Source organism: Volucribacter amazonae (assembly GCF_029783845.1).
Lineage (GTDB): Bacteria > Pseudomonadota > Gammaproteobacteria > Enterobacterales > Pasteurellaceae > Volucribacter > Volucribacter amazonae.
In genome coordinates, this window is sequence record NZ_LWID01000001.1 from 2,455,879 (window position 1) to 2,475,600 (window position 19,722).

Genomic DNA, 19,722 nt, shown 5'->3' on the forward strand with positions numbered 1-19,722 from the left:
TATCAAATAATCCCATACAATGGAATATTGGTTACCCAATCCTGCTGTATAAAATCTGACATTGAAAAGCGAAAGGCTTGCTTTGGATTAAATTTATCTACATAGACTTTTAGACTTTTTGATTTTAAATTTTCCTCTGCTTTTACTTCTATGGGGAGTATGGCTTGTTCACGTTGTAGCACAAAATCAACCTCAGCAGTGCCTTTTTCGTTTACCCAATAGAAAACGGGATTGTTTTGGGTTGCAATAAGTTGTTGTAACACATATTGTTCAGTTAAGGCTCCTTTAAATTCAGTAAAAATACGGCTACCTTCTAGCAATACCTTAGCATCTAAATGGCTTTGAGCAGCAAGTAGTCCTACGTCTAAACCGTACAATTTAAAGGCATTATCTTGATAGGCTGATAGGGGTAAATGCGGTTTTTTTATACGCTGAATTTGATGTACTAAGCCACTATCTTTAAGCCATTGCAAAGCAATCTCATAATCTTTACTTCTTGCCCCTTTTTGTAATTGTGAATAAGTAAATTTTTTATTTTCTTTGGCAAGTTGTTCGGGGATTGATGACCAAATTGCTCGTACTTTTTGTACGCTGTGTCCATCGTGGATATGTTTAGAGAAATCTTGTTCATAGGCAATCAGTAAATTGCGTTGTATTTGGCGAACTTCTTCCATATTTTGTGTTTCTACAAATACTTTTACCGCCTCAGGCATACCACCAACATAATAATATTGACGAAGAAGATGAATATAACGGGTTTTCATGGTTGAAATTAACGTCCAATCTTGATCCGTTAATAATTGCACAAGATTTTGTTCACCAAGTGCAATTAAAAATTCATGAAAATCCATAGGATAAAGGGGAAGAAAATCTACTTTGCCAACAGGAAAGGAAACACCTTGATGTAAAGACACGCCGAGTAGTGATCCTGCGGCGATAATATAAAAGTGCGGTGCGTTTTCATAAAAATATTTCAGCGATGATAAGGCATTGGGGACTTCTTGAATTTCATCAAAAATAATGAGCGTGTTTTCCGCTTGAATATCCACACCACTTTCAATTTTTAGTCCCAAGATTAATCGCTCAATATTGTAATCAGTGGCAAATAATGTTTGCATACGGGGATTATTATCAAAATTGATATAGGCTACTTTATCAAAAAATTGCTCGCCAAAGTGTTTCATTATCCAAGTTTTTCCTACTTGTCTTGCTCCTTGGATAATAAGTGGTTTGCGATGAGATTTTGTTTTCCATTTTTCTAAGGAGTGAGTAATTTTTCGTTGCATAATTTTCCTTTCTGACTATGTTTAGTCGTTATTTTAAAAGTAAAATACATTTTTTCAAAGGAAAAAATGATTAGTTTATACATTTTTCCAAAGGAAAAAATGATTAATTTAACCTTTTTTCAAAGGAAAGAATGGTTAGCCGCCACGTTTTTCTAAAGGAAATGAGCAAAGTGCGGTTGGTTTTGGGGATTTTTTCTTTTATAGTCGTTTCAATTAAAAATAAGATAAGGTTGCACCTTGCCGTACATTAGTGCTGTTCTAATTAAAGGGGGGATTAGCCCCCTTTGTTAGAACAAACTTTTTTGAATAAATTCAGATAAGGGAATATCCTGTTGAATTTGTTCAAAGGATATTTCTGTTTTATCGCCTTGTTGTTCAATTAAATGGATTGTTCTGACATATTGATCGCCACTAATTTCAATTTTTTGAAATATTTTTTGCATAATAAGACTATGGGGATGTAGTTCAAGTTGCCATTGTTGGGGCGTGCCGTTTAATTGTAGATGAAATTGCGATTTTAGTGGGCTAAGATCGCCAGAAAGTAAGCCAAGGAAAAGTTTAATTTGTTCTTTTTGAGCGAGATGTGAATTAGCGATCCATTGCTGCCCGTTCCATTGCATAATACCTTGTGGTGTTACTTTTAATAAATGATTAAAAGGCTTTTCCATTTGCCATAGTAAACCTTGTTGGGCAACAAGGGTAAATTCGCCACTGGTAGTCATGGGTTGAGAAAGATTATTGAGATAGCGTTGTTGAGTAAACTGGCCTTGCAGGTTTTTAGGTTGTTGCAGTAACGCCATTAATTCATGCTCGGTAAGAGCAAAGCTGTAATTGCTAATAAGGCAGAGTAATAAACATAGAATTTTTTTCATTGCTTTTCCTTTGATGTGTCTAATGGCTTAAAACTAGGGTGTTGTTCAATAGCATTACGCCAACATAATGGGGTTTGTAATTGCATTTCTTTGCTATGAATATCAACGGCGACTTGAGTTGTGGTGGCAGTGGTTAATTTTTGTTGTGTTTGTGCGTCAAAGATAACATAATTCACACGAAAACAGCTTTCATATTCCACCACAGCAAGTTCAACACGAATTTTTTGCCGAAATAAACTGGGTTTTATATATTTTATATTAAGTTGTACCACTGGCCAGCCATAACCTTTTTGTGGCATCACATCGTAGGTATAACCAATTTCGGCGAGAAACGCACAGCGTGCCATTTCTAAATACTTTACATAGTTACCATGCCACATAATATTCATCGAATCTACATCAAAAAAGGGGATTTCATATTCTGATTGATGTTGGCAATATTGATGTTTTTTTATTTTCATTTGTTACCTTTATTCCAAAAATCGTAAAAATTAAACCAAAGTAGAGGATTTTGGCGACATTCTTCAGCTAATAGATCAGCATATTTTTGCATTGCTATAGCAATATGTTGTTCACGTTGTTTACCACTTCCTGTTATTTCAGGTAAAAATCGGCGAACTTTAAAACGATATTTGCCATTTTCTTTTAAGCAGAATACGGTATTAATGGGAATTTTTAGGATACTGGCAAGTAACCAAGCACCTTGGGGAAATTCTGCATATTGTCCTAAAAATGAAATGGGCAAACTTTTTTCTCCCCTAATTGGGGTACGATCAGCGGCAATGGCTAACCATTCTCCTTGCTCAATACGTTGATGAATTTCAAACATTTTTTGTGCATCAAGGCTATCCACTTGGATAAAAGGTAGGGTATTTGCCCCTGCTTGAGCTAAGGTTTGATTAAAGATTTCTGCATGGCGATTATAGACTAACGCATTGAGATGAAAATGTTGGTATTGTCCTTGACCAATTAAGGTAAGGCAAATTTCTGTATTACCAAAATGCGAGCAAACCACTAATTGTCCTCTGCCAGAACCGTCCATTTGAGGGGAAAGATTATCCGCATCATCAATAATAATTTGTTCTGGGGAAAGGCGATGTTGCCAAATGGCAAAGCGATCAATAATAGATTCGCCAAAGGCAAGGAATTGTTTGAATACGGAAAAGCGTCCGAGTTTCACTTTAGGATCATAATGGGTTAGATTTTGTTGATATTGTTTAATATTTTTTCTGGCTTGTGGCGAGGTAACAAAAAAATAGCAAACTACAGTAAATGTAACAAAACGAATTAGCCAAAGTGGACAATATTTTACTACGAGGCGAATGATGTTTAAGCCTAAGGCATTGCCTCGTTCTTGTTGTTTTGACCAATGTTTATTTGCCATTTGTTTTTCCTGTACATAATCGGTATAGCATTGTGAAAAATAAACGAGTGTGCATTTTACTAATTTGCCAATTATCACGCCACATTTTAAAGTGCGATATCCCCTCTGCTTGGTAGCGAATAGGAGTATCTAACCAAACAATGGGAATGTTATGCCAATAGGCTTTGACTAATATTTCAATATCAAAATCCATTCGATTGCCAATAAATTCTTGTTCAATAAGGGGAATAATATGTACCAGTGGATAAAGGCGAAATCCGCACATTCCGTCTTTTATTTGACAAGAATGGGTATGAATAGCATTCCAAAAGTTAGTAATTTTACGTCCATATAAACGTGATTTAGGAGCATCATCGCCATAAATTGGGCGACCACAAATTAAGACATCGGGAGTAGCTTTTATTTGTTCAAGCATTTTGGTAATGTCTGAAAGTTGATGTTGCCCATCGGCATCAACTTGAATGGCATAACGATAACCTGATTTTGCGGCTAATTGGAAACCGATTTTCATAGCAGCCCCTTTGCCTTGGTTTGTTGGGCAAAAATGGAGGCTAACCATAGGTTGCTTGGCTAAGGAGTGTAACTGATTTTTATGTTCGGGATTTGAACCATCATCAACGATTAAAACGGCTAGCCCTAAGTCAGTAACCTGTTTTACCACCTCATTTATGGTGGTGGAATGGTTATAATGGGGAATAATGACGAGGGTATTATCCATTATCCGTATCCTGTGCTTTATTAAGGAACACTTGTTCAAAGGCTTGGCGGGAAATTTTCGCTTGGCTATTTCTTGGTAGTTTATCTGCAAAACGCCAATATCTTGGAATAGCGATACTTTCTTGTGATTTTGCTAAATACTGACATAAGGTTTTTTGTACAAAAATTTTACCTGATTGAGCAAGTATTTGCTGTCCTTGTGGCGAAAGAGCGAGCCAGGCAGCTGGGCGAAAATGACGAGGGTGTTGTGCAATATAACAATCGGCGACCCAAGGGTGCGATAATATTTGTTGTTCAATATGTACTAGTGAGATACGTTTATCGCCAAATTTCACGATGCGATCGATACGTCCTAATAGCTTAAACTGTTGATTTTCATCAAATTCCACTGCATCGGCAGTTTCTTCTCGTTGGTTTTGCCAAGGGGATTCCACCCATAATGTTCCTTGTTTGGTAATACCGACTTGAGTTAAAGGGGTTGCTTGCCAATTTTCCTCTGTATTTTTAAAGGCAATAGTACCCGTTTCTGTACTGCCATAACATTCTATAACTTGGCAATGAAGTGCAGTTTCAATTTGACGAGCGATATCAGGCGATAACGCACCACCAGCGGAAATAATGCTATGCACGCCACAATTGGCTAATTTTTGATTGGCTAAATTGAGATTATTAAGTAAAGTGGGGCTAGTAATCCAAATACTTGAGGAGGCTTTTAGGCTTTCTTCAAGCATAAATTCAGGATAATGTTGTTGTTGATGGGACAATGTCCAGCCCATTCTTAATGGTAATAATGTACAAAAAATTAGCCCATAACGATGTTGTGCGGAAACACTAGATACTAAATGAAAAGGTCTTGCTTGTTTAAAGGGCAAAGCAGCGTAGATAGCCTCTACTTCAATCCACATTTTTTCGGCACTAATGACTGAAATTTTAGGTTTGCCTGTACTACCAGAGGTTTTTTGCCAGACTTGGCTTTGCTTGTGTTTATCAATGATAGGCAAAGGGCTTTCGCTAGGTTGGTCTATACCATAGTATTTTATATTATCATCGGTTAATAATAATTGAGCGTTTTGTTCGATCCATTCTACATTGTCATCCAGTAAATGGGGTGGTAGTAAAAGGGTAACATTAGCGTTAAAACAAGCAAGCATAACGCAAGTTTGCATAGCATAGTCTTCCAAGATTAACGCCACAGATTGAATCTTATCTTGTTTGAATTGATGATAAATTTGCCAACTACGAGAGCAAAATTGTTGCCAAGTCCAAGTTGGATTTAACGCAATAATTTTGTCATCAGGATAATTGTCATAAAGTGATTGTTTATTGTTCATATTGTTTTTTTACTCGTTGTCGTATTAGCCATTCGCTTAGCATTACAATCGCAATAATGATATAGGATACCACGCCAGTATAATATGCCCAATATTGATAATTTTCTTGCATAATAAACCAAATGGTTACTAATAAATTAAAACTAAACACCGCACACCATAGTAATGTTACACGATATGTATAGATCACACCTTGGGCATTAAGGTTTGGTGTACTTAATCGGGCAAGGCGTTCTACTAAGGATTGTGAGGTAAATAAACTACCCGCAAATAGGATTAACATTAATCCATTAATTATAACAGGATACCAATACATCATTTGATTGGCCTTATTAACCCCTACAAAAGCCAATATTATGGCTAAGACATAAGCAAAATAGCGTTGTTGCTTTGTTTGTAGAATACCTTTGATTAACCATAATAGGCTTAAACACCAAGGCAAATAAAATAATGCCTCAGCGTGATGATTTATCAGCCAAATAATGGGGTAACAAGCACCGACTAAAAAAAGTAGTATATTGACGATGCTAAGACAGAGGGACTTATTGGGCATCACTATTCCGTATAATGTGCTATGCCACTACAACAAATTTCATCAGCACTAAGCATAGTAAAAATAACTCTATGTTTATCTGGCTGCCAAGTTAATGTTAATTCAAAAATATCATTGGGACGCAAGAATTTTTGAAATTTTAACTTGCTAATTTGTTGAATAACCACATTTTTTTGTATTAATGTATTGATTTGCTCTTGTATCCATTGTAGTTCAATGACACCGGGAACTAATGGAAATTGAGCGAAATGATCCTTTAAATAAATCAATTCTAAAGGCACTTTTGCACAACAAAGTGCGGTCTGTTTTTCAAATTTTTTCTCTAACCAAATAGGATCTTTTATTTGTTCAATACAAATTTGATTAAATTGTAATTTATTAATTTTTGCTTGGCTATTACGTGGCAGTTTATCAGTTAATCGCCAAAATCTTGGTATAGCTTGTGGTGCAAAGGTTGTTTGTAAAGATTGTTTTAACTGATTTAACGTAGCGTTACGTCCATTTTCACGAAAATAATCAATCCCTTGTGGGGTAAGGGCAACCCAAGCAGCTAAGCGATCTTGTTGTGGATGAGGGGCGATATAACAATCATCAACAAAAAGGTGTTTTTGTAGTTGATTTTCTACTTGAATAAGAGAAATGCGTTTATCACTTAATTTTACAATACGATCATTACGCCCAAGTAATTTAAATCCCTTGTTATGAAATTCAACCACATCGGCGGTTTGTTCCCGTTGACCTAACCAAGCTCCCTCAATCCATAATGTTCCCTCAGTGGAACAGCCTAATTGGCTATCAGGTAAAGGTTGCCAAAGCTGAATATCATCACGAATAGCGATAGGACCTGTTTCTGTACTACCATAAATTTCAATCACAGGTTTTTGCAAGGTTTGGCGAATTTGTTGGGAAAGGGACTCTGCTAATGCACCGCCTGAAGAAATAACAGCTAATAAATAATGATGCGGAGGTTGTTTTGCCCAATCAATATGGCTTAACAGAGTAGGGCTACTGATTAGTACCGCTTGTTGGCTTTGTTGTGCCGTAGCAAAAACGGATTCAGGGTAATATTGTTGCTTACGATCAATTTGCCAACCTTTAGCTAGGGACATCATAATATGTACAGTAAGTCCATAAATATGTTGAATACTCACTGTACTAATGGCGGTAATATGATTATCTGTATCTAGTGGCAAGCTATTTGCTAAGACTTTAGCACCAAGCCATAATTGTTGGGCAGTTTTGATAATGGTTTTAGATTTACCTGTGCTACCCGATGTTTGTAACCAAATTTCCACATCATTAGGGAATTGAAAATGTTGTTGAGTATTGCACACAGTGCCTTGCCCAAATTGTACAAAATCCACCACCTCTATTTTAAGGGGGGGGATTGTTTCAATTGGCATATCAGTAAGTAAAATTTGGCTATGTTGTGTTAGCCAAGTGATACTTTCTTGATTTAAATTTGGTGGAAAAACTAACCGCACTTTTGCTTGCCAAGCGGCGAGCATAAAGCAAGCCAATTTTGCGGCATCTTCAAACCATACAGCAACAGCCTGAATATGCTGTTGCTGTAAGGTATAAGCGATTTGATTTGCTCGATAAGCAAAATCTTGATAACGCCAAACGGGGTTATCAGCGATGAAATCTTCAGGGCGATAGGTCAGCATATTATTAAGGATTATTTTGGCTGATTTTTAATACTGCTTGTACTACATCATCAACGGTACGCACATTACGGAAATCTTCCGCTTGTAATTTATGCCCCGTTTTTCGCTTGATATAATCAATTAAATCAATGGCATCAATACTATCAATTTCTAAATCTTCATATAAATGGGTAGTGGGCGTAATTTTATTGGGATCAATCTCAAATAATTGATGTAATGCCTCAGTAAGTAAGGTTTGGATTTGTTGTTCTGTCATATATTCTCCTTAACCTTGACGTGAACGAATAAAATTCGCTAATGTTGCAACGCTAGTAAAATGATTTCTCAATTCTTGTTGTTCACTTTCTAATTGGAAATTAAATTTTTTTTGAATGGCTAAGCCGAGTTCAAGAGCATCAACAGAATCTAGTCCTAGTCCCTCTTGACTAAATAATGGCATATCATTTTCAATATCGTCAATATGAATATCCTCAAGAGCAAGGCTATCAATAATAAGTTGTTTAAGTTGTTGTTCTAGTTCCATTTGTTATTATCCTTAGTTGCGGAGTTAAAATAATCTTCTAAATGTTTGGTTAAACGGCGTGAAGCCATTGGGATTGATGTGTCTTTTAACCATTGTTGTGGATCAATATCTTCACCAACAATAAATTGATAACACATTTTTTGTGGTGGGATTTTATACCAAGGTTGCCCCTTTTTTAAGGCTAACGGCGACATTTTTATTACCACTGGGGTAATGATTTTCGCACTACGCAAGCCAATAGATACCGCACCACGATTTAATTTTACCACATTATCCCAACCTGTTCTTGTTCCTTCGGGAAATAATAATAAGGCTTGTTGTTGTAAAACCCGATCACAGTCATCTAATAATTCTAAAGATTGGTTATTAGGTAAAAAACCACAGGCTAAAATTTGATTACGCATTGTAGGATTATTTAGTAAATCCTGTTTAACGATACAATTTAATTCAGGTTTTTGCGATAGAATTAAGACCACATCTAAGAGTGATGGGTGGTTAGCGATAACTAATTGTCCTGCTTGCCCCAAGCGTTCAAATCCCACATATTTTACTTCCAACACGCCCGACCATTGGAGATAACGAATAAAATACAGCCAAATTTTACCCACGATTTTTCTTATTTTTAAATGGCTAGCGAAATCAGTTCTTTTAGCATAGGGATAGAGTAGAAGTTGGGATAATGCTCCAGCAATTCCCCAAAATAAAAAAGCTAATCCTGTTGCAATTAAACGTTGTAAATAATTTATTTTCTTTCCCATAGCCAATGCCCTCCTTGACCATTCGGTGCTTGCCATTGATTCACCGCTAAGTGATGATTTCTTACCCATAGTAAGGCATTATCCATATTGATTTTATTGGTTAAAGGGGCATTGATTAAACTAAGCTGATAATCATTGCCTTGCTCAACAATAAAGCTCAAAGCATAACCAAAGGGCTGACGATAAACGGGTTGAGGATTATATTTGTCGGATAATGGAGATTCGGCAAGTACCACTAATACTTGTTTTGCCCCTTCTTGTAATAATAAATAAGCCTCTAATAAAGCAATTTCTAGGCTATCAATTCTGACGGAAATTGCGGTTGTTTCGGTTTTAACTTGACGTAATTCTGACCATTGTCCTACTAAGGCATTATGCACTGATAAACTAAAGGACGTAGGTGATACATCACCTTCTTGTAATAGCGATTGCCATAATTCAAAATTACGTGTAATTTCACCATTAGTCGAGGCATAAACCACAGGAATATTGGCATTGTCTTTTACTAATTGCCAGACAGTATCAATAAATAAACGGGCTGAACCACTTAGCCTACGTCGTTTTAATGGAGGCAAAAAATTTAGGGTAGGCGAGGTTTTTTCTAATCCTTGATACCAATGATTAAGATCATCAACTATCCAGTCTTGTTGGGATAATTGATGATCGGTGGCAATATGCCAGTCAGTGAGATTAAAATGAAATTGAGAAATAAGATTATTCATTAGTAATTTTTAAATAAATGATTAATAATAAGATCAGTTTGCCCTTGTAAGCTCAACTCTTTTACTCTTGCTTTTTCTTCGCCACGACGTTCATAAAGCACTGTACCGATATTATTTTTGCCATTCTTGAGATCGATAACATCCACTTTAACCATAGCTAGAATACGTTTATTGCCTTTGCCTTTGAAACGTATTAAATAATCACATTGGATCTGTTGTTCATCTTCTGAGGCTTTAACGATATTCATTCCTTTGCGTTGAAGGCTTGTTTCTAAACTTGGTAGAAAATCCTTAGGCACAGCACGAAAGTTTCCATTTACACATAAATTTTTAATGTAATGACCTGCTACCACAGGTTGTTCATCTGTAATACCTGTGGCACAAGCAGTGAGTAATAATGTCATAATTAAGGAATAAATAGATTTTTTCATCGCTATTTTTCGCTTGATATTGGGTTAATCAATAATTTGTATTTTATCTTAATATAGCCGTTTCAATTTAAGATAAGGCAAGGCGATACGTGCTTATTTTAAAGTGGGACGACTATAAAAACGAGTAGATATTATAATTGGCTAATAGCTTGAATGCTAGATCATAATGCGGATTTAAATTAAAAGATATAGCAATAAAGAATCTTATATGAATGATTAGGAATGAAATGCCCTAAAGATAAAAAAGAAGTCCTAAGACTTCTTTTTTCATTAAGAAATTATAAGAATAGGTTAGAGAATAATAAACCAAAAGCTAAACAAAATACCATACTTAATAATCCCGGTAACATAAAGCTATGGTTAAAGATAAATTTACCAATCTTTGTTGTACCAGTGGTATCAAAGTCAATGGTTGCAATAATTGGACCATAATTTGGAATAAAGAAATAGCCATTAACCGCCACAAATACCCCGATTAATACCGCTGGTGGAATACCAATAGCAATCGCCAATGGGAATAGGGTTGCTACCGTTGCCCCTTGACTATTAACTAAAATAGAAAGCACAAATAACGCTAGGGCGAATGTCCAAGGTGCTGTTTCTACCAAACTAGAAACAATGTCTTTTATTTCGCCAATATGGGCTTGAATTAAGGTGTCGCCTAACCAAGCAATACCTAAAATTGCAATAACCGCACGCATACCAGCATGGAAAACCGAACCTTTAGTAATCGCATTACTATCAGGTTTACAGAACATAATGATTAATGCACCAACGGATAACATAATAATTTCAATGGTATGTGCCATTCCCATTGGTTTACTGGTAGCGACACCATTGACGATTTCGGTAAAATGTGGACGCAATGAAGGCACTGCACCCATTAATACGACCAATAAAGAACCAAACAAAAATAAACCTAAAGACAGTTTTGCTTGCTTAGTAATGGTAACATCTTGGTAAGCATTGGCATTAGCAGTTAAATCATATTCAGGATCTTTTAAACGGCGTTGATATTCTGGATCATCTTTGAGTTCTTTGCCCATTTTATTGACAAAAATACAAGCAATGCCAATACCAAGAATTGTAGCTGGAATGGTTACCATTAATACATCACCAAGATGAATCCCTTGTGGCTCAAGATAAGCAACAACCGCAACTACTGCCGCTGCAATTGGGCTTGCAACAATAGCAAATTGAGAAGCAATGACCGCCATAGACAATGGACGCTCAGGGCGAATACCATTATGGCGACTTACTTCGGCGATAACAGGGAGAACAGAATATGCCACATGCCCTGTTCCGGCTAATACGGTGAATAACCAAGTAACGGCAGGTGCCATAAAGGTAATATATTTGGGATTTTTACGCAAAATGTTGCTAGCGATTTTGATCATATAATCTAAACCACCCGCAGCTTGCATTGCGGCGGCGGCAGAAACTACTGCCATAATCATAAACATAACATCAATCGGTAAACCCGCTGGTTTCAAACCAAAGCCAAAAGAAAGAATGGCAAGTCCTAAACCACCGAATACCCCTAAGCCGATACCGCCAATGCGTGCACCAACGAGGATACAAAGCAAAACGATAGCAATTTCAATGATAAACATAAAAAATTCCTGTTGAAGTAAGGTTAAAAAATCATAAGATGGCTAATTATATAGATAAATTGCCGAACTGTAAGCGATTTTATTCATTTTTTGGTTATTTTTATGTTTATTTGGGGTTTGTTATAAAATTTTGCGGTTTTATTAGATTTTGTTTAAGGTTGTTTTATTTATCCGACTTTATTCATGGTTTTCGCCCCTTTTTACGAAAGGAGAACAAAACCATTAGCAAAGGCGGAGAACAAATAGTGAAAAAATAATTGCAAAACCGACCGCACTTTGAGGGACAATGCTCGGTAATAGAGGACAGCGTTAATATGAGTGTATCCATTTTCTGTCCTCTTTTACCTAAACTATCACTTCAACCATTTATTCGTCAAAGTTCCTGCTACCATTGCACCATTGACATTAAGAGCGGTTCTTCCCATATCAATTAGCGGTTCAATGGAGATAAGTAAGCCGACTAATTCTAGTGGCAAGCCTAACGTAGAAAGCACCACAATCGCTGCAAAGGTTGCTCCGCCACCCACGCCAGCAATGCCGAAAGAAGAAATTGCCACAATTAAAACTAATGAGGCAATAAAATGTAAAGTAAAGGGATCAATTCCTACCATTGGGGCAATGATAACCGCTAACATGGCAGGATAAATGCCCGCACAGCCATTTTGTCCAATGGTTGCGCCAAAGGTGGCAGAGAAGTTTGCAATGACGGGACGATTGCCCAATTTATTAGTTTGGGTTTCAATATTCAATGGAATAGAGGCGGCACTGGAACGTGAAGTAAAAGCAAAGGTTAATGTTGGTAAACTTTGTTTAAAGTAATGCCATGGATTAATGCCTGAGAGGGCGAGTAATAGTCCATGCACAATAAACATTAATATAATGGCGGCATAAGAGGCGACAATAAAATTGGCTAGATTAAGAATATCTACCCATTTAGAGGTTGCCGCCATACGGATCATTAATGCAAGTACACCGTAAGGAGTAAGGCGAATAACGAAGCGGACAACACGCATAATTAATTGGTTTAAACTTTCTACCCCTTGAGCAATGCGTTCGCCTAGTTGTGGATTGTCTTTGCGTAGGCTTAAACTGGCGACACCAAGAAAAGCGGCAAAGATGACCACACTAATAATTGATGTGGGATTAGCGCCTGTTAATTCAGCAAAAGGATTGCGAGGGATAAAGGAAAGTAACATTGCAGGTATGGTAAGTCCCTGTACGGTATCTACTCGGCTTGCTACTCGTGCTTGGGCGGCAGCCTCACGTTCGCCACCTGTTAATGTAAGTCCAAGATGAGATAAATCAAAGAGATAAACCATTGCTACTGCAATTAATGCGGAAATTGCAGTGGTAATGAGGAGAACACTTAATACACTAATGCTGATTTTACCTAAGGCACTGGCTTGATTTAATTTAGTGATTGCCGAGAGAATAGAGATAAAAATTAACGGCATAACAATCATTTGTAATAGGCGTACATAGCCATTACCTACCAAATTAATCCAATCCAGTAAGGTGGTTAAATGGGCTGGGGCGGTGCTTTGTAAATAAATGCCCCCCAAAGCTCCAATGATCATTGCGATAAATACGCTTAAGCCAAGTTTTTGGGTTTTACGATAAATATAGCCAACTAATATTAAGGCTAAAGTAAATAAAATAAGGTTTAGGATTAACATTGATACTCCATTTAGAATAACCTTGAAAAGTTATTTACATTAAATAATTTTATGAGGTTATACAAATGACTTTTAGCTATTAGTTATAAATAAATATGCTATGATTTTGAGAGAAAAATAGCCACTAATAGGAAGTGGCTATGCTTTATTGGGGCAATAGAGATTACTCAACCCACTCAATCACATCAGCGGTGGCTTGACGTGTTTTTTCCCTTGGTTGATGTAAACGATAGCCAAATAATGCCATCACACTAATGCGGAATTCATCGCCGTTATATAATCCCTGTTCTACGAGAAGATCGTTTACTTTATCATAAGGAAAGCCTTCTACGGGAGTAGAGTCAATGCCAATCATGGCGGCACTAGTAAGCATATTGCCCAAAGCAATATAGGTTTGTTTTGATGCCCAGTCATAATAAGCCCGTTCATTACCTACAAGATTGGCTTCATTGTCGGCATATTGACGGTAAAACTCTCGTCTTAAGGCGATAATATCATCAGGTAGATGATGAACATCTTTCATCATATGGGTGATGTAGTCGCTGTCTGCCAATAAACTGGCTTGCTTTCTGGCTAAAATAATCACAACGTGGCTACAATCATTGATTTTTTCTTTTAATCCCCATGCATTATCGTGCAATAATTGTTTAATTGCTGGATTTTCAATTACTAAAAAACGCCAAGGTTCAAAGCCGAAAGAGCTTGGCGATAAGCGTGCCGTTTCTAAAATAAAATCCATATCTTCTCGTGATACTTTTTTATTAGGATCGTAGGCTTTGCAAGCGTGGCGATAATGATAAGCCTTGAGAATATCTTGTTTATTGATCATATTGTTCTCCTATTCATCATTGGTTTTACTTTTGGTAATCCTTTAAATTAAAGCGATTATCTTTTTATTATGCAAGCTATTTAAGCAAAGAGTTGGCTTAAATGTTGGCGATAATCTTGCAAGTATTGTTCAACTTGTGGATTTTTAATCACATCATTACAAATAAAGGTCGGCAATGCGGTCATACCGAGAAATTCGTGAGCTTTGTGAAAATGCAAATATACACCATCAACCCCTTGCCCAGCAAAAAATTCATTGGGGCGATTAAATGCTTCAATGGGGGCATTCCAAGTTAAACTCAGCATATATTTCTTACCCTGTAACAAACCGCCAGTACCATATCCTTCCGTTGGATTGCTACGATGACGCCCGTCACTGTGATAAAATTTATTGTGTCCAGCTGTAAAGACTTCATCAATGTATTTTTTGACAATCCAAGGTTCGCCCATCCACCAAGCGGGCATTTGCCAAATAACTACATCAGCCCATAGCCAATTTTGTACTTCTTGTTCAATATGATAGCCTTGATCAATCAGGGTTTCGTGTAATTGATGTCCTTGCTCACTTAAAAATTGAGAGGCTTGCTGTTGTAAACTCTGGTTTAATTTTCCCTGTGAATGTGCAAAGGCTTTTGCTCCATTAAGTAATAAAATATTCATTATTGCTCCTGTTTTATTGTTGAAGTATTAATATAATCCAAATATTCTTATTAAGACTTATGGTTTTTGCTGATAGTTGTTATCAGTTTCACTGATATGAGCTTTTGCTTGGCAACATTGAGCAATTAAATGGCGCAACCAAATATAGGCAGGATCACGATGTGTACGTTCGTGCCAAACCAAGGTTTTAGTAAACCCTTTAATTGGCAATGGTGGTTCAAGATAATAAATATCAGCTAATGGTTGTACTAAGCGTGCTGGTACGACAGCCAACAAGTCGCTTTGTTGTAAAATTTCAGGCAGGATCAAAAAATTTTGCGAGGATAATACCACATTGCGTTGTTTACCTAATTCCGCTAATGCCTCGTCTGTAACGCCTGTAAAACTGCCACCTGAGTAAGAAAATAAGGCTTGTGGATAACGGCAAAAATCCGTCAAACTTAATTGGCTTTGCTTGGCTAAAGGGTGAGTAGCCCGCATCGCACACACATATTTTTCCTGATATAAATAGCGAAAATGGGTATCCGCAGCCTGAAAATCAGCGGTAGTCAGGGCAAAATCAATTTGCCTTTTGGTTAATTGTTGCGGCACTAGGGATTCATCAATATTTACTGTCGCCAATTTAATATTAGGGGCTTGGCGATTTAGCTCAATTAAAAAAGGTTTAATAATGGCGCGCAAAGAATAATCAGTGCAAGCGATAGTTACCACCATGTCAGCCTCAAGGGGATTAAATTGCTCGGTTTGCAGTAATTGCTCCACCTCGTTTAAAATATTTTTAATCGGTACGGCTAACTCTAAGGCACGATTGGTTGGCTCAATACCCCGTTGTACCCGAACAAACAAAGGATCATCAAAACTTTCTCTTAAACGGAGCAAGACACCGCTCATCGCAGGTTGACTAATAGCAAGGCGTTCAGCTGCTTTGCTGACACTGCGTTCATCACATAACGCATCAAAGGCTTTTAACAAATTTAAATCAAGGGTTCTTAAACTTTTCATCATAGACCTATATATCAGAATAAATGATATTACATATATTTTATTATGATTTTACTTATATCTACAAAGGATTTTATACTGTCGCCATCAAAAGGCTTATCAACAAAGATAAGTGCGGTTGATAAATAAAAAATTTTTGAGGAAAATATTATGCAACATTCAATTCATTGGCCAGCAGGCTATATTCCCGGTTTTACTGATAATTTTTGTTCTAACGAAGTGATTATTGCTAACGCTGAAGTAGAACAAGTTTGGCAATATTTAAATGATACAAAATATTGGCCACATTATTATAGCAATGTGAGCGATATTCGTTTTTATCAGGATTATCAAGGCACAGAACTTTATCCGCAAGCACGTTTCTTCTTCAAAACCTTCGGTTTTCCTGTTGAGGCAGAAATTACGGAATATATCCCTGCTCAAAACGGTGAACCTGCACGCATTGCTTGGCATGGTTGGAGTGGCGAACAAGGGGCGGAAGACCGACTTGATGTTCATCACGCTTGGTTAATTGAACAACTTGACGGCGGACGAGTACGCATTCTGACCCAAGAAACGCAAAACGGCAATCCTGCCAAAGAATTGGCAAAAACCGTCCCTAATCCCATGATTAATGGGCATCAAGAATGGCTTGATGGGATTGTCAACAGCGTGAAAACAGGGTTAAGCCTTTAGTGAGCGTTTTCAATTTTATCCTTGTTATACATTGAAATAATACGGCGTTGGCTTGCCTCGCCGTATTATTGGTCTTTCTTTTCTTATGCCAAAGCAGAATAACGGCATTCAAAAAATTTGATGAAAATGATTTGTTTAATGGTTAAACTATGAATTTTTGTCTAGGATATGATGTTGTTATGACTACTTATTCTCCCGTACGAACTGCGGCGAAACATGCGTTACCTTATACCTTACCTATTGCAACAGGATTTCTCTTTCTAGGCATTGCCTATGGCGTGTATATGAAATCCTTAGGTTTTCATTTTCTTTATCCTATTTTGACCGCAATGCTGATTTATGCAGGTTCAGTAGAGTTTATTGTTGCAGGTTTGTTAGTAATGCCCTTTGCCCCATTAAATGCCTTATTAATTGCATTAATGGTAAGTGGGCGACAAATATTTTATGGCATTTCTATGCTAGAAAAATATCGTGATGTAGGGCGAAAAAAATGGTTTTTAATTGCGACTTTGGTTGATGAAGCCTTTTCCTTAAATTACCTTGCGGACATTCCTAAACAGATTGATCGAGGCTGGTTTATGTTCTGGGTCAGTTTATTTTTATATCTCTATTGGGTTATTGGGGTAAGTTTGGGGGCATTATTTGGTAGTTTTATGCCGATTGATCTCACTGGTATTGAGTTTGCTATGACCGCACTATTTTTAGTGATTTTTGCCGAACAGTGGTGTAAAGAAACTAGCCACGAAAGTGCCTTGCTTGGGATTGGTGTGAGCTTAACCGCCTTGTTAGTTTTTGGCAAATCGCATTTTTTACTGCCAACATTATTGGGCATTTGGATTTTATTAACCTTACGCCGTAAAGCATTAACCGCTAAATTACAGGAGATCAAAGAATGACCTTAACAGAACAAATCATTACCATTGCTATGGGCGTGCTAGGTGTACAATTATTACGCTGGTTACCGTTTATTGTTTTCCCTGCTAATCGCCCAATTCCTCAATATATCCGTTATCTAGGGCAAGTGTTGCCTGCTGCAATGTTTGGAATGTTGGTGGTTTATTGCTATAAAGATGTGAATTTGTTGACAGGACACCATGGTATCCCGAATTTTATTGCGGGTGCGATAACCTTATTACTCCATTTCTGGAAACGGAATTTATTTTTATCCATTGCAGCTGGGACAGGAATTTATATGTTTTTATTACAAAAGGTGTTTGTGGCGTAAAATCTAAACAAAAAGGCTTATTTTTTGCTAATTTGGGATTAAAGTGCGGTTGATTTTTGAATTATTTTTTTACTTTTATTTCTCCGACTTCACAAATGTATTTAGCACATTCGTGCGACCTACTTTCTTTACTCGTGTAAAGAAAGTAGGCAAAGAAACACGCCCCTAGAAAAAGCCTTTTTCCAGCCTTTCACTAAGAACGATAGACGAATAATTTTGGAACTCGCTACGCTCAAACAGCCAAAATTATTCTATCGTTCTAAGTTTAGGGTGATCTGACCCCAAAAACTTAGACTTACCTCATCAATGACTGAACCCTATACGCCACCGGGCTCAATCCGTTTAATTTAGCTTGAATACGTTTATTGTTGTAATATGCAATATATTCATGCAACGCCGTTTCCAGTTGCTCAAAACGCTCAAAAACCTTACCAAAATAACATTCCGTTTTTAACCGCCCGAAAAAACTTTCCATCGCACTATTATCAAGGCAATTGCCTTTCCGAGACATACTCTGGCGGATACCCTTTTCTTGCAATAATCGCTGATAACCTATCATCTGATATTGCCAACCCTGATCGGAATGCAGTATCGGCTTGCTTCCATCAAGTTTGGCAATAGCTTGCCCCATCATTCGCCTAATTTGCTCAAAATTCGCACTGCGAGAAATATCATAAGCAATAATTTCCCCATTAAATAAATCCTTTATGGGTGATAAATATAGCTTGCCCTCTTTACACTTAAATTCGCTCACATCGGTTACCCATTTCTCATTAGGGGCTTTCGCCTGAAAATCTTGTTGCAAAAGATTGTCCGCAATATCGCCCACCTTTCCGCGATAAGAGCGGTATTTTTGCTGAACACATTTCCCTTTTAAGCCTAACTGCTGCATAATCGCTTGCACTTTTTTATGATTAATCATCATAGACTTACGCAATTCAGCACAAACACGCCGATAGCCATAATTTCCCTGATTTTCCTCGTAAATTTCCAGAATTTTCTCGGTGATTTCCGCATTTTTCTCGCTTTTTGGCGGCAAATGGTAAAAGAATGTACTCCGTTTCAATCCTGTCAAGGTCAGCAAGATTTCTAAAGGAAAATGTTGGCGTAATGCCTTAACTATTTCGGCTTTTTCCGGATTTTTTGCTGGCTTAACTCTTGCCACTTTTTTAGAATGGCGACCTCCGCCTCAAGCTCTAAAATACGATAACGCAAGCGTTCTTCTTCGGTTTTCGGTGGCGGTGGCATTTGGGGGTATTTGGTTTTCATTTTGCTTGAACCTTGAGGTTTTTTCGACAATAGCCCGTTTATACCTTGTTCTAAATAATTTTTCAACCATTGGCTGATAAGCCCTGTATTAGACAAACCAAAGTCAACCATCGCTTGCTCGGCGGTACAATCTCCACGCAGAATGGGTTCAAGTACCTGAAGTTTAAATTCAGGAGAATAAACCTGTCGGGTCTGCCGCACTTTTAATCCCTCTTTTCCAGCATAATTAAATAAGCGGAGCCAGCATCTTACTACCTTTTTCGCGAGGTTAAAATGGCGACAAGTGTGGGCAAGTTCGTTGTTATGCTGAAAATAGAAATCAATCACTTGTTGTTTAAAGTCTTGGCTATATTTTGTCATAAAAAATCTGCTCCTTAATCTGTTGGTTAGTTAGTCCAACTTTTGGGGGGCAGATCAGGCTGGGGCTTTTTAAGGGGGTAAGGGAGTGTTATTTTTTTATTCCTGTTAAATTTATTCAAAGTGCGGTCAGTTTTTCAATTATTTTCAAAAAAATCTCAAAACTCACCGCA

At 37.2% G+C, this 19,722-nt stretch carries 22 protein-coding genes; 3 read left to right on the forward strand and 19 right to left on the reverse strand.

The window, feature by feature from the left end; all coding sequences use genetic code 11:
* Positions 1-2 precede the first annotated feature (2 nt).
* The 18 genes from A6A20_RS11780 to A6A20_RS11865 all read right to left on the reverse strand — a co-directional run bounded on the left by A6A20_RS11780 (position 3) and on the right by A6A20_RS11865 (position 16,023).
* Entirely contained in the window at positions 3-1,286 is a 1,284-nt protein-coding gene (locus tag A6A20_RS11780; RefSeq protein WP_279573605.1) for an ATP-binding protein, read from the reverse strand.
* 287 nt (positions 1,287-1,573) lie between these two features.
* On the reverse strand, positions 1,574-2,158 hold the full coding sequence (locus tag A6A20_RS11785) for a LolA family protein (RefSeq protein ID WP_279573606.1): 585 nt from the start codon (positions 2,156-2,158) through the stop codon (positions 1,574-1,576).
* On the reverse strand, positions 2,155-2,613 hold the full coding sequence (locus A6A20_RS11790; protein WP_279573804.1) for an acyl-CoA thioesterase: 459 nt from the start codon (positions 2,611-2,613) through the stop codon (positions 2,155-2,157). The genes A6A20_RS11785 and A6A20_RS11790 overlap by 4 nt, the downstream gene beginning before the upstream one ends.
* A 2-nt stretch (positions 2,614-2,615) precedes the next feature.
* On the reverse strand, positions 2,616-3,542 hold the full coding sequence (locus tag A6A20_RS11795) for an LpxL/LpxP family acyltransferase (RefSeq protein ID WP_279573607.1): 927 nt from the start codon (positions 3,540-3,542) through the stop codon (positions 2,616-2,618).
* On the reverse strand, positions 3,532-4,260 hold the full coding sequence (locus A6A20_RS11800; RefSeq protein WP_279573608.1) for a glycosyltransferase family 2 protein: 729 nt from the start codon (positions 4,258-4,260) through the stop codon (positions 3,532-3,534). The genes A6A20_RS11795 and A6A20_RS11800 overlap by 11 nt, the downstream gene beginning before the upstream one ends.
* Positions 4,253-5,590: an AMP-binding protein gene (locus A6A20_RS11805; RefSeq protein WP_279573609.1), complete on the reverse strand. Its 1,338-nt coding sequence runs from the start codon at positions 5,588-5,590 to the stop codon at positions 4,253-4,255. Before A6A20_RS11805 ends, A6A20_RS11800 begins: the two co-directional genes overlap by 8 nt.
* Positions 5,580-6,143 carry a COG4648 family protein gene (locus A6A20_RS11810; protein ID WP_279573610.1) on the reverse strand — a complete coding sequence of 188 codons (564 nt, stop codon included), beginning with the start codon at positions 6,141-6,143 and terminating at the stop codon, positions 5,580-5,582. Before A6A20_RS11810 ends, A6A20_RS11805 begins: the two co-directional genes overlap by 11 nt.
* Positions 6,144-6,145: 2 nt before the next feature.
* A complete protein-coding gene (locus A6A20_RS11815; protein WP_279573611.1) occupies positions 6,146-7,810 on the reverse strand; it encodes an ApeI family dehydratase in 1,665 nt (554 codons plus the stop codon).
* A gap of 4 nt (positions 7,811-7,814) precedes the next feature.
* Complete coding sequence (locus A6A20_RS11820; RefSeq protein ID WP_279573612.1) at positions 7,815-8,066, reverse strand: acyl carrier protein; 252 nt, start codon at positions 8,064-8,066, stop codon at positions 7,815-7,817.
* A 9-nt stretch (positions 8,067-8,075) separates the two neighbouring features.
* Positions 8,076-8,333 carry a phosphopantetheine-binding protein gene (locus A6A20_RS11825; RefSeq protein ID WP_279573613.1) on the reverse strand — a complete coding sequence of 86 codons (258 nt, stop codon included), beginning with the start codon at positions 8,331-8,333 and terminating at the stop codon, positions 8,076-8,078.
* A complete protein-coding gene (locus tag A6A20_RS11830) occupies positions 8,324-9,091 on the reverse strand; it encodes a lysophospholipid acyltransferase family protein (RefSeq protein WP_279573805.1) in 768 nt (255 codons plus the stop codon). The genes A6A20_RS11825 and A6A20_RS11830 overlap by 10 nt, the downstream gene beginning before the upstream one ends.
* Positions 9,076-9,813, reverse strand: coding sequence for a beta-ketoacyl synthase chain length factor (locus tag A6A20_RS11835; protein ID WP_279573614.1), 738 nt, complete (start codon positions 9,811-9,813; stop codon positions 9,076-9,078). The genes A6A20_RS11830 and A6A20_RS11835 overlap by 16 nt, the downstream gene beginning before the upstream one ends.
* On the reverse strand, positions 9,813-10,244 hold the full coding sequence (locus A6A20_RS11840; RefSeq protein ID WP_279573615.1) for a putative periplasmic lipoprotein: 432 nt from the start codon (positions 10,242-10,244) through the stop codon (positions 9,813-9,815). The genes A6A20_RS11835 and A6A20_RS11840 overlap by 1 nt, the downstream gene beginning before the upstream one ends.
* A 278-nt stretch (positions 10,245-10,522) precedes the next feature.
* Entirely contained in the window at positions 10,523-11,857 is a 1,335-nt protein-coding gene (locus tag A6A20_RS11845; protein WP_279573616.1) for an anaerobic C4-dicarboxylate transporter, read from the reverse strand.
* A 353-nt stretch (positions 11,858-12,210) separates the two neighbouring features.
* A complete protein-coding gene (locus A6A20_RS11850; RefSeq protein WP_279573617.1) occupies positions 12,211-13,533 on the reverse strand; it encodes an L-cystine transporter in 1,323 nt (440 codons plus the stop codon).
* A gap of 163 nt (positions 13,534-13,696) precedes the next feature.
* Positions 13,697-14,362, reverse strand: coding sequence for an NAD(P)H-dependent oxidoreductase (locus A6A20_RS11855; protein ID WP_279573618.1), 666 nt, complete (start codon positions 14,360-14,362; stop codon positions 13,697-13,699).
* Positions 14,363-14,442: 80 nt separating this feature from the next.
* A complete protein-coding gene (locus A6A20_RS11860; RefSeq protein WP_279573619.1) occupies positions 14,443-15,021 on the reverse strand; it encodes an NAD(P)H-dependent oxidoreductase in 579 nt (192 codons plus the stop codon).
* A 57-nt stretch (positions 15,022-15,078) separates the two neighbouring features.
* Positions 15,079-16,023, reverse strand: a complete 945-nt coding sequence (locus tag A6A20_RS11865; protein ID WP_279573620.1) for a LysR family transcriptional regulator — start codon at positions 16,021-16,023, stop codon at positions 15,079-15,081.
* Positions 16,024-16,173: 150 nt separating this feature from the next.
* Here A6A20_RS11865 and A6A20_RS11870 point away from each other — a divergent pair, with 150 nt between their 5' ends.
* From A6A20_RS11870 to A6A20_RS11880, 3 genes are all read left to right on the forward strand, one after another.
* The gene (locus A6A20_RS11870) at positions 16,174-16,698 is read left to right on the forward strand and encodes an SRPBCC family protein (RefSeq protein WP_279573621.1); all 525 of its coding nucleotides are present in this window, start codon (positions 16,174-16,176) and stop codon (positions 16,696-16,698) included.
* Between the two features lie 149 nt (positions 16,699-16,847).
* Positions 16,848-17,594 (forward strand): AzlC family ABC transporter permease, encoded by a 747-nt coding sequence (locus A6A20_RS11875; RefSeq protein ID WP_279573622.1) that lies wholly within the window; start codon positions 16,848-16,850, stop codon positions 17,592-17,594.
* Positions 17,591-17,923 carry a branched-chain amino acid transporter permease gene (locus A6A20_RS11880; RefSeq protein WP_279573623.1) on the forward strand — a complete coding sequence of 111 codons (333 nt, stop codon included), beginning with the start codon at positions 17,591-17,593 and terminating at the stop codon, positions 17,921-17,923. The genes A6A20_RS11875 and A6A20_RS11880 overlap by 4 nt, the downstream gene beginning before the upstream one ends.
* A 295-nt stretch (positions 17,924-18,218) precedes the next feature.
* Here the strand turns inward: A6A20_RS11880 and A6A20_RS11885 are convergent.
* A protein-coding gene (locus tag A6A20_RS11885; RefSeq protein ID WP_279571979.1) for an IS3 family transposase occupies positions 18,219-19,552 on the reverse strand; the annotation gives its coding sequence in 2 pieces (ribosomal slippage) (positions 18,219-19,096 and positions 19,096-19,552; 1,335 coding nt in all).
* Positions 19,553-19,722: the final 170 nt, after the last annotated feature.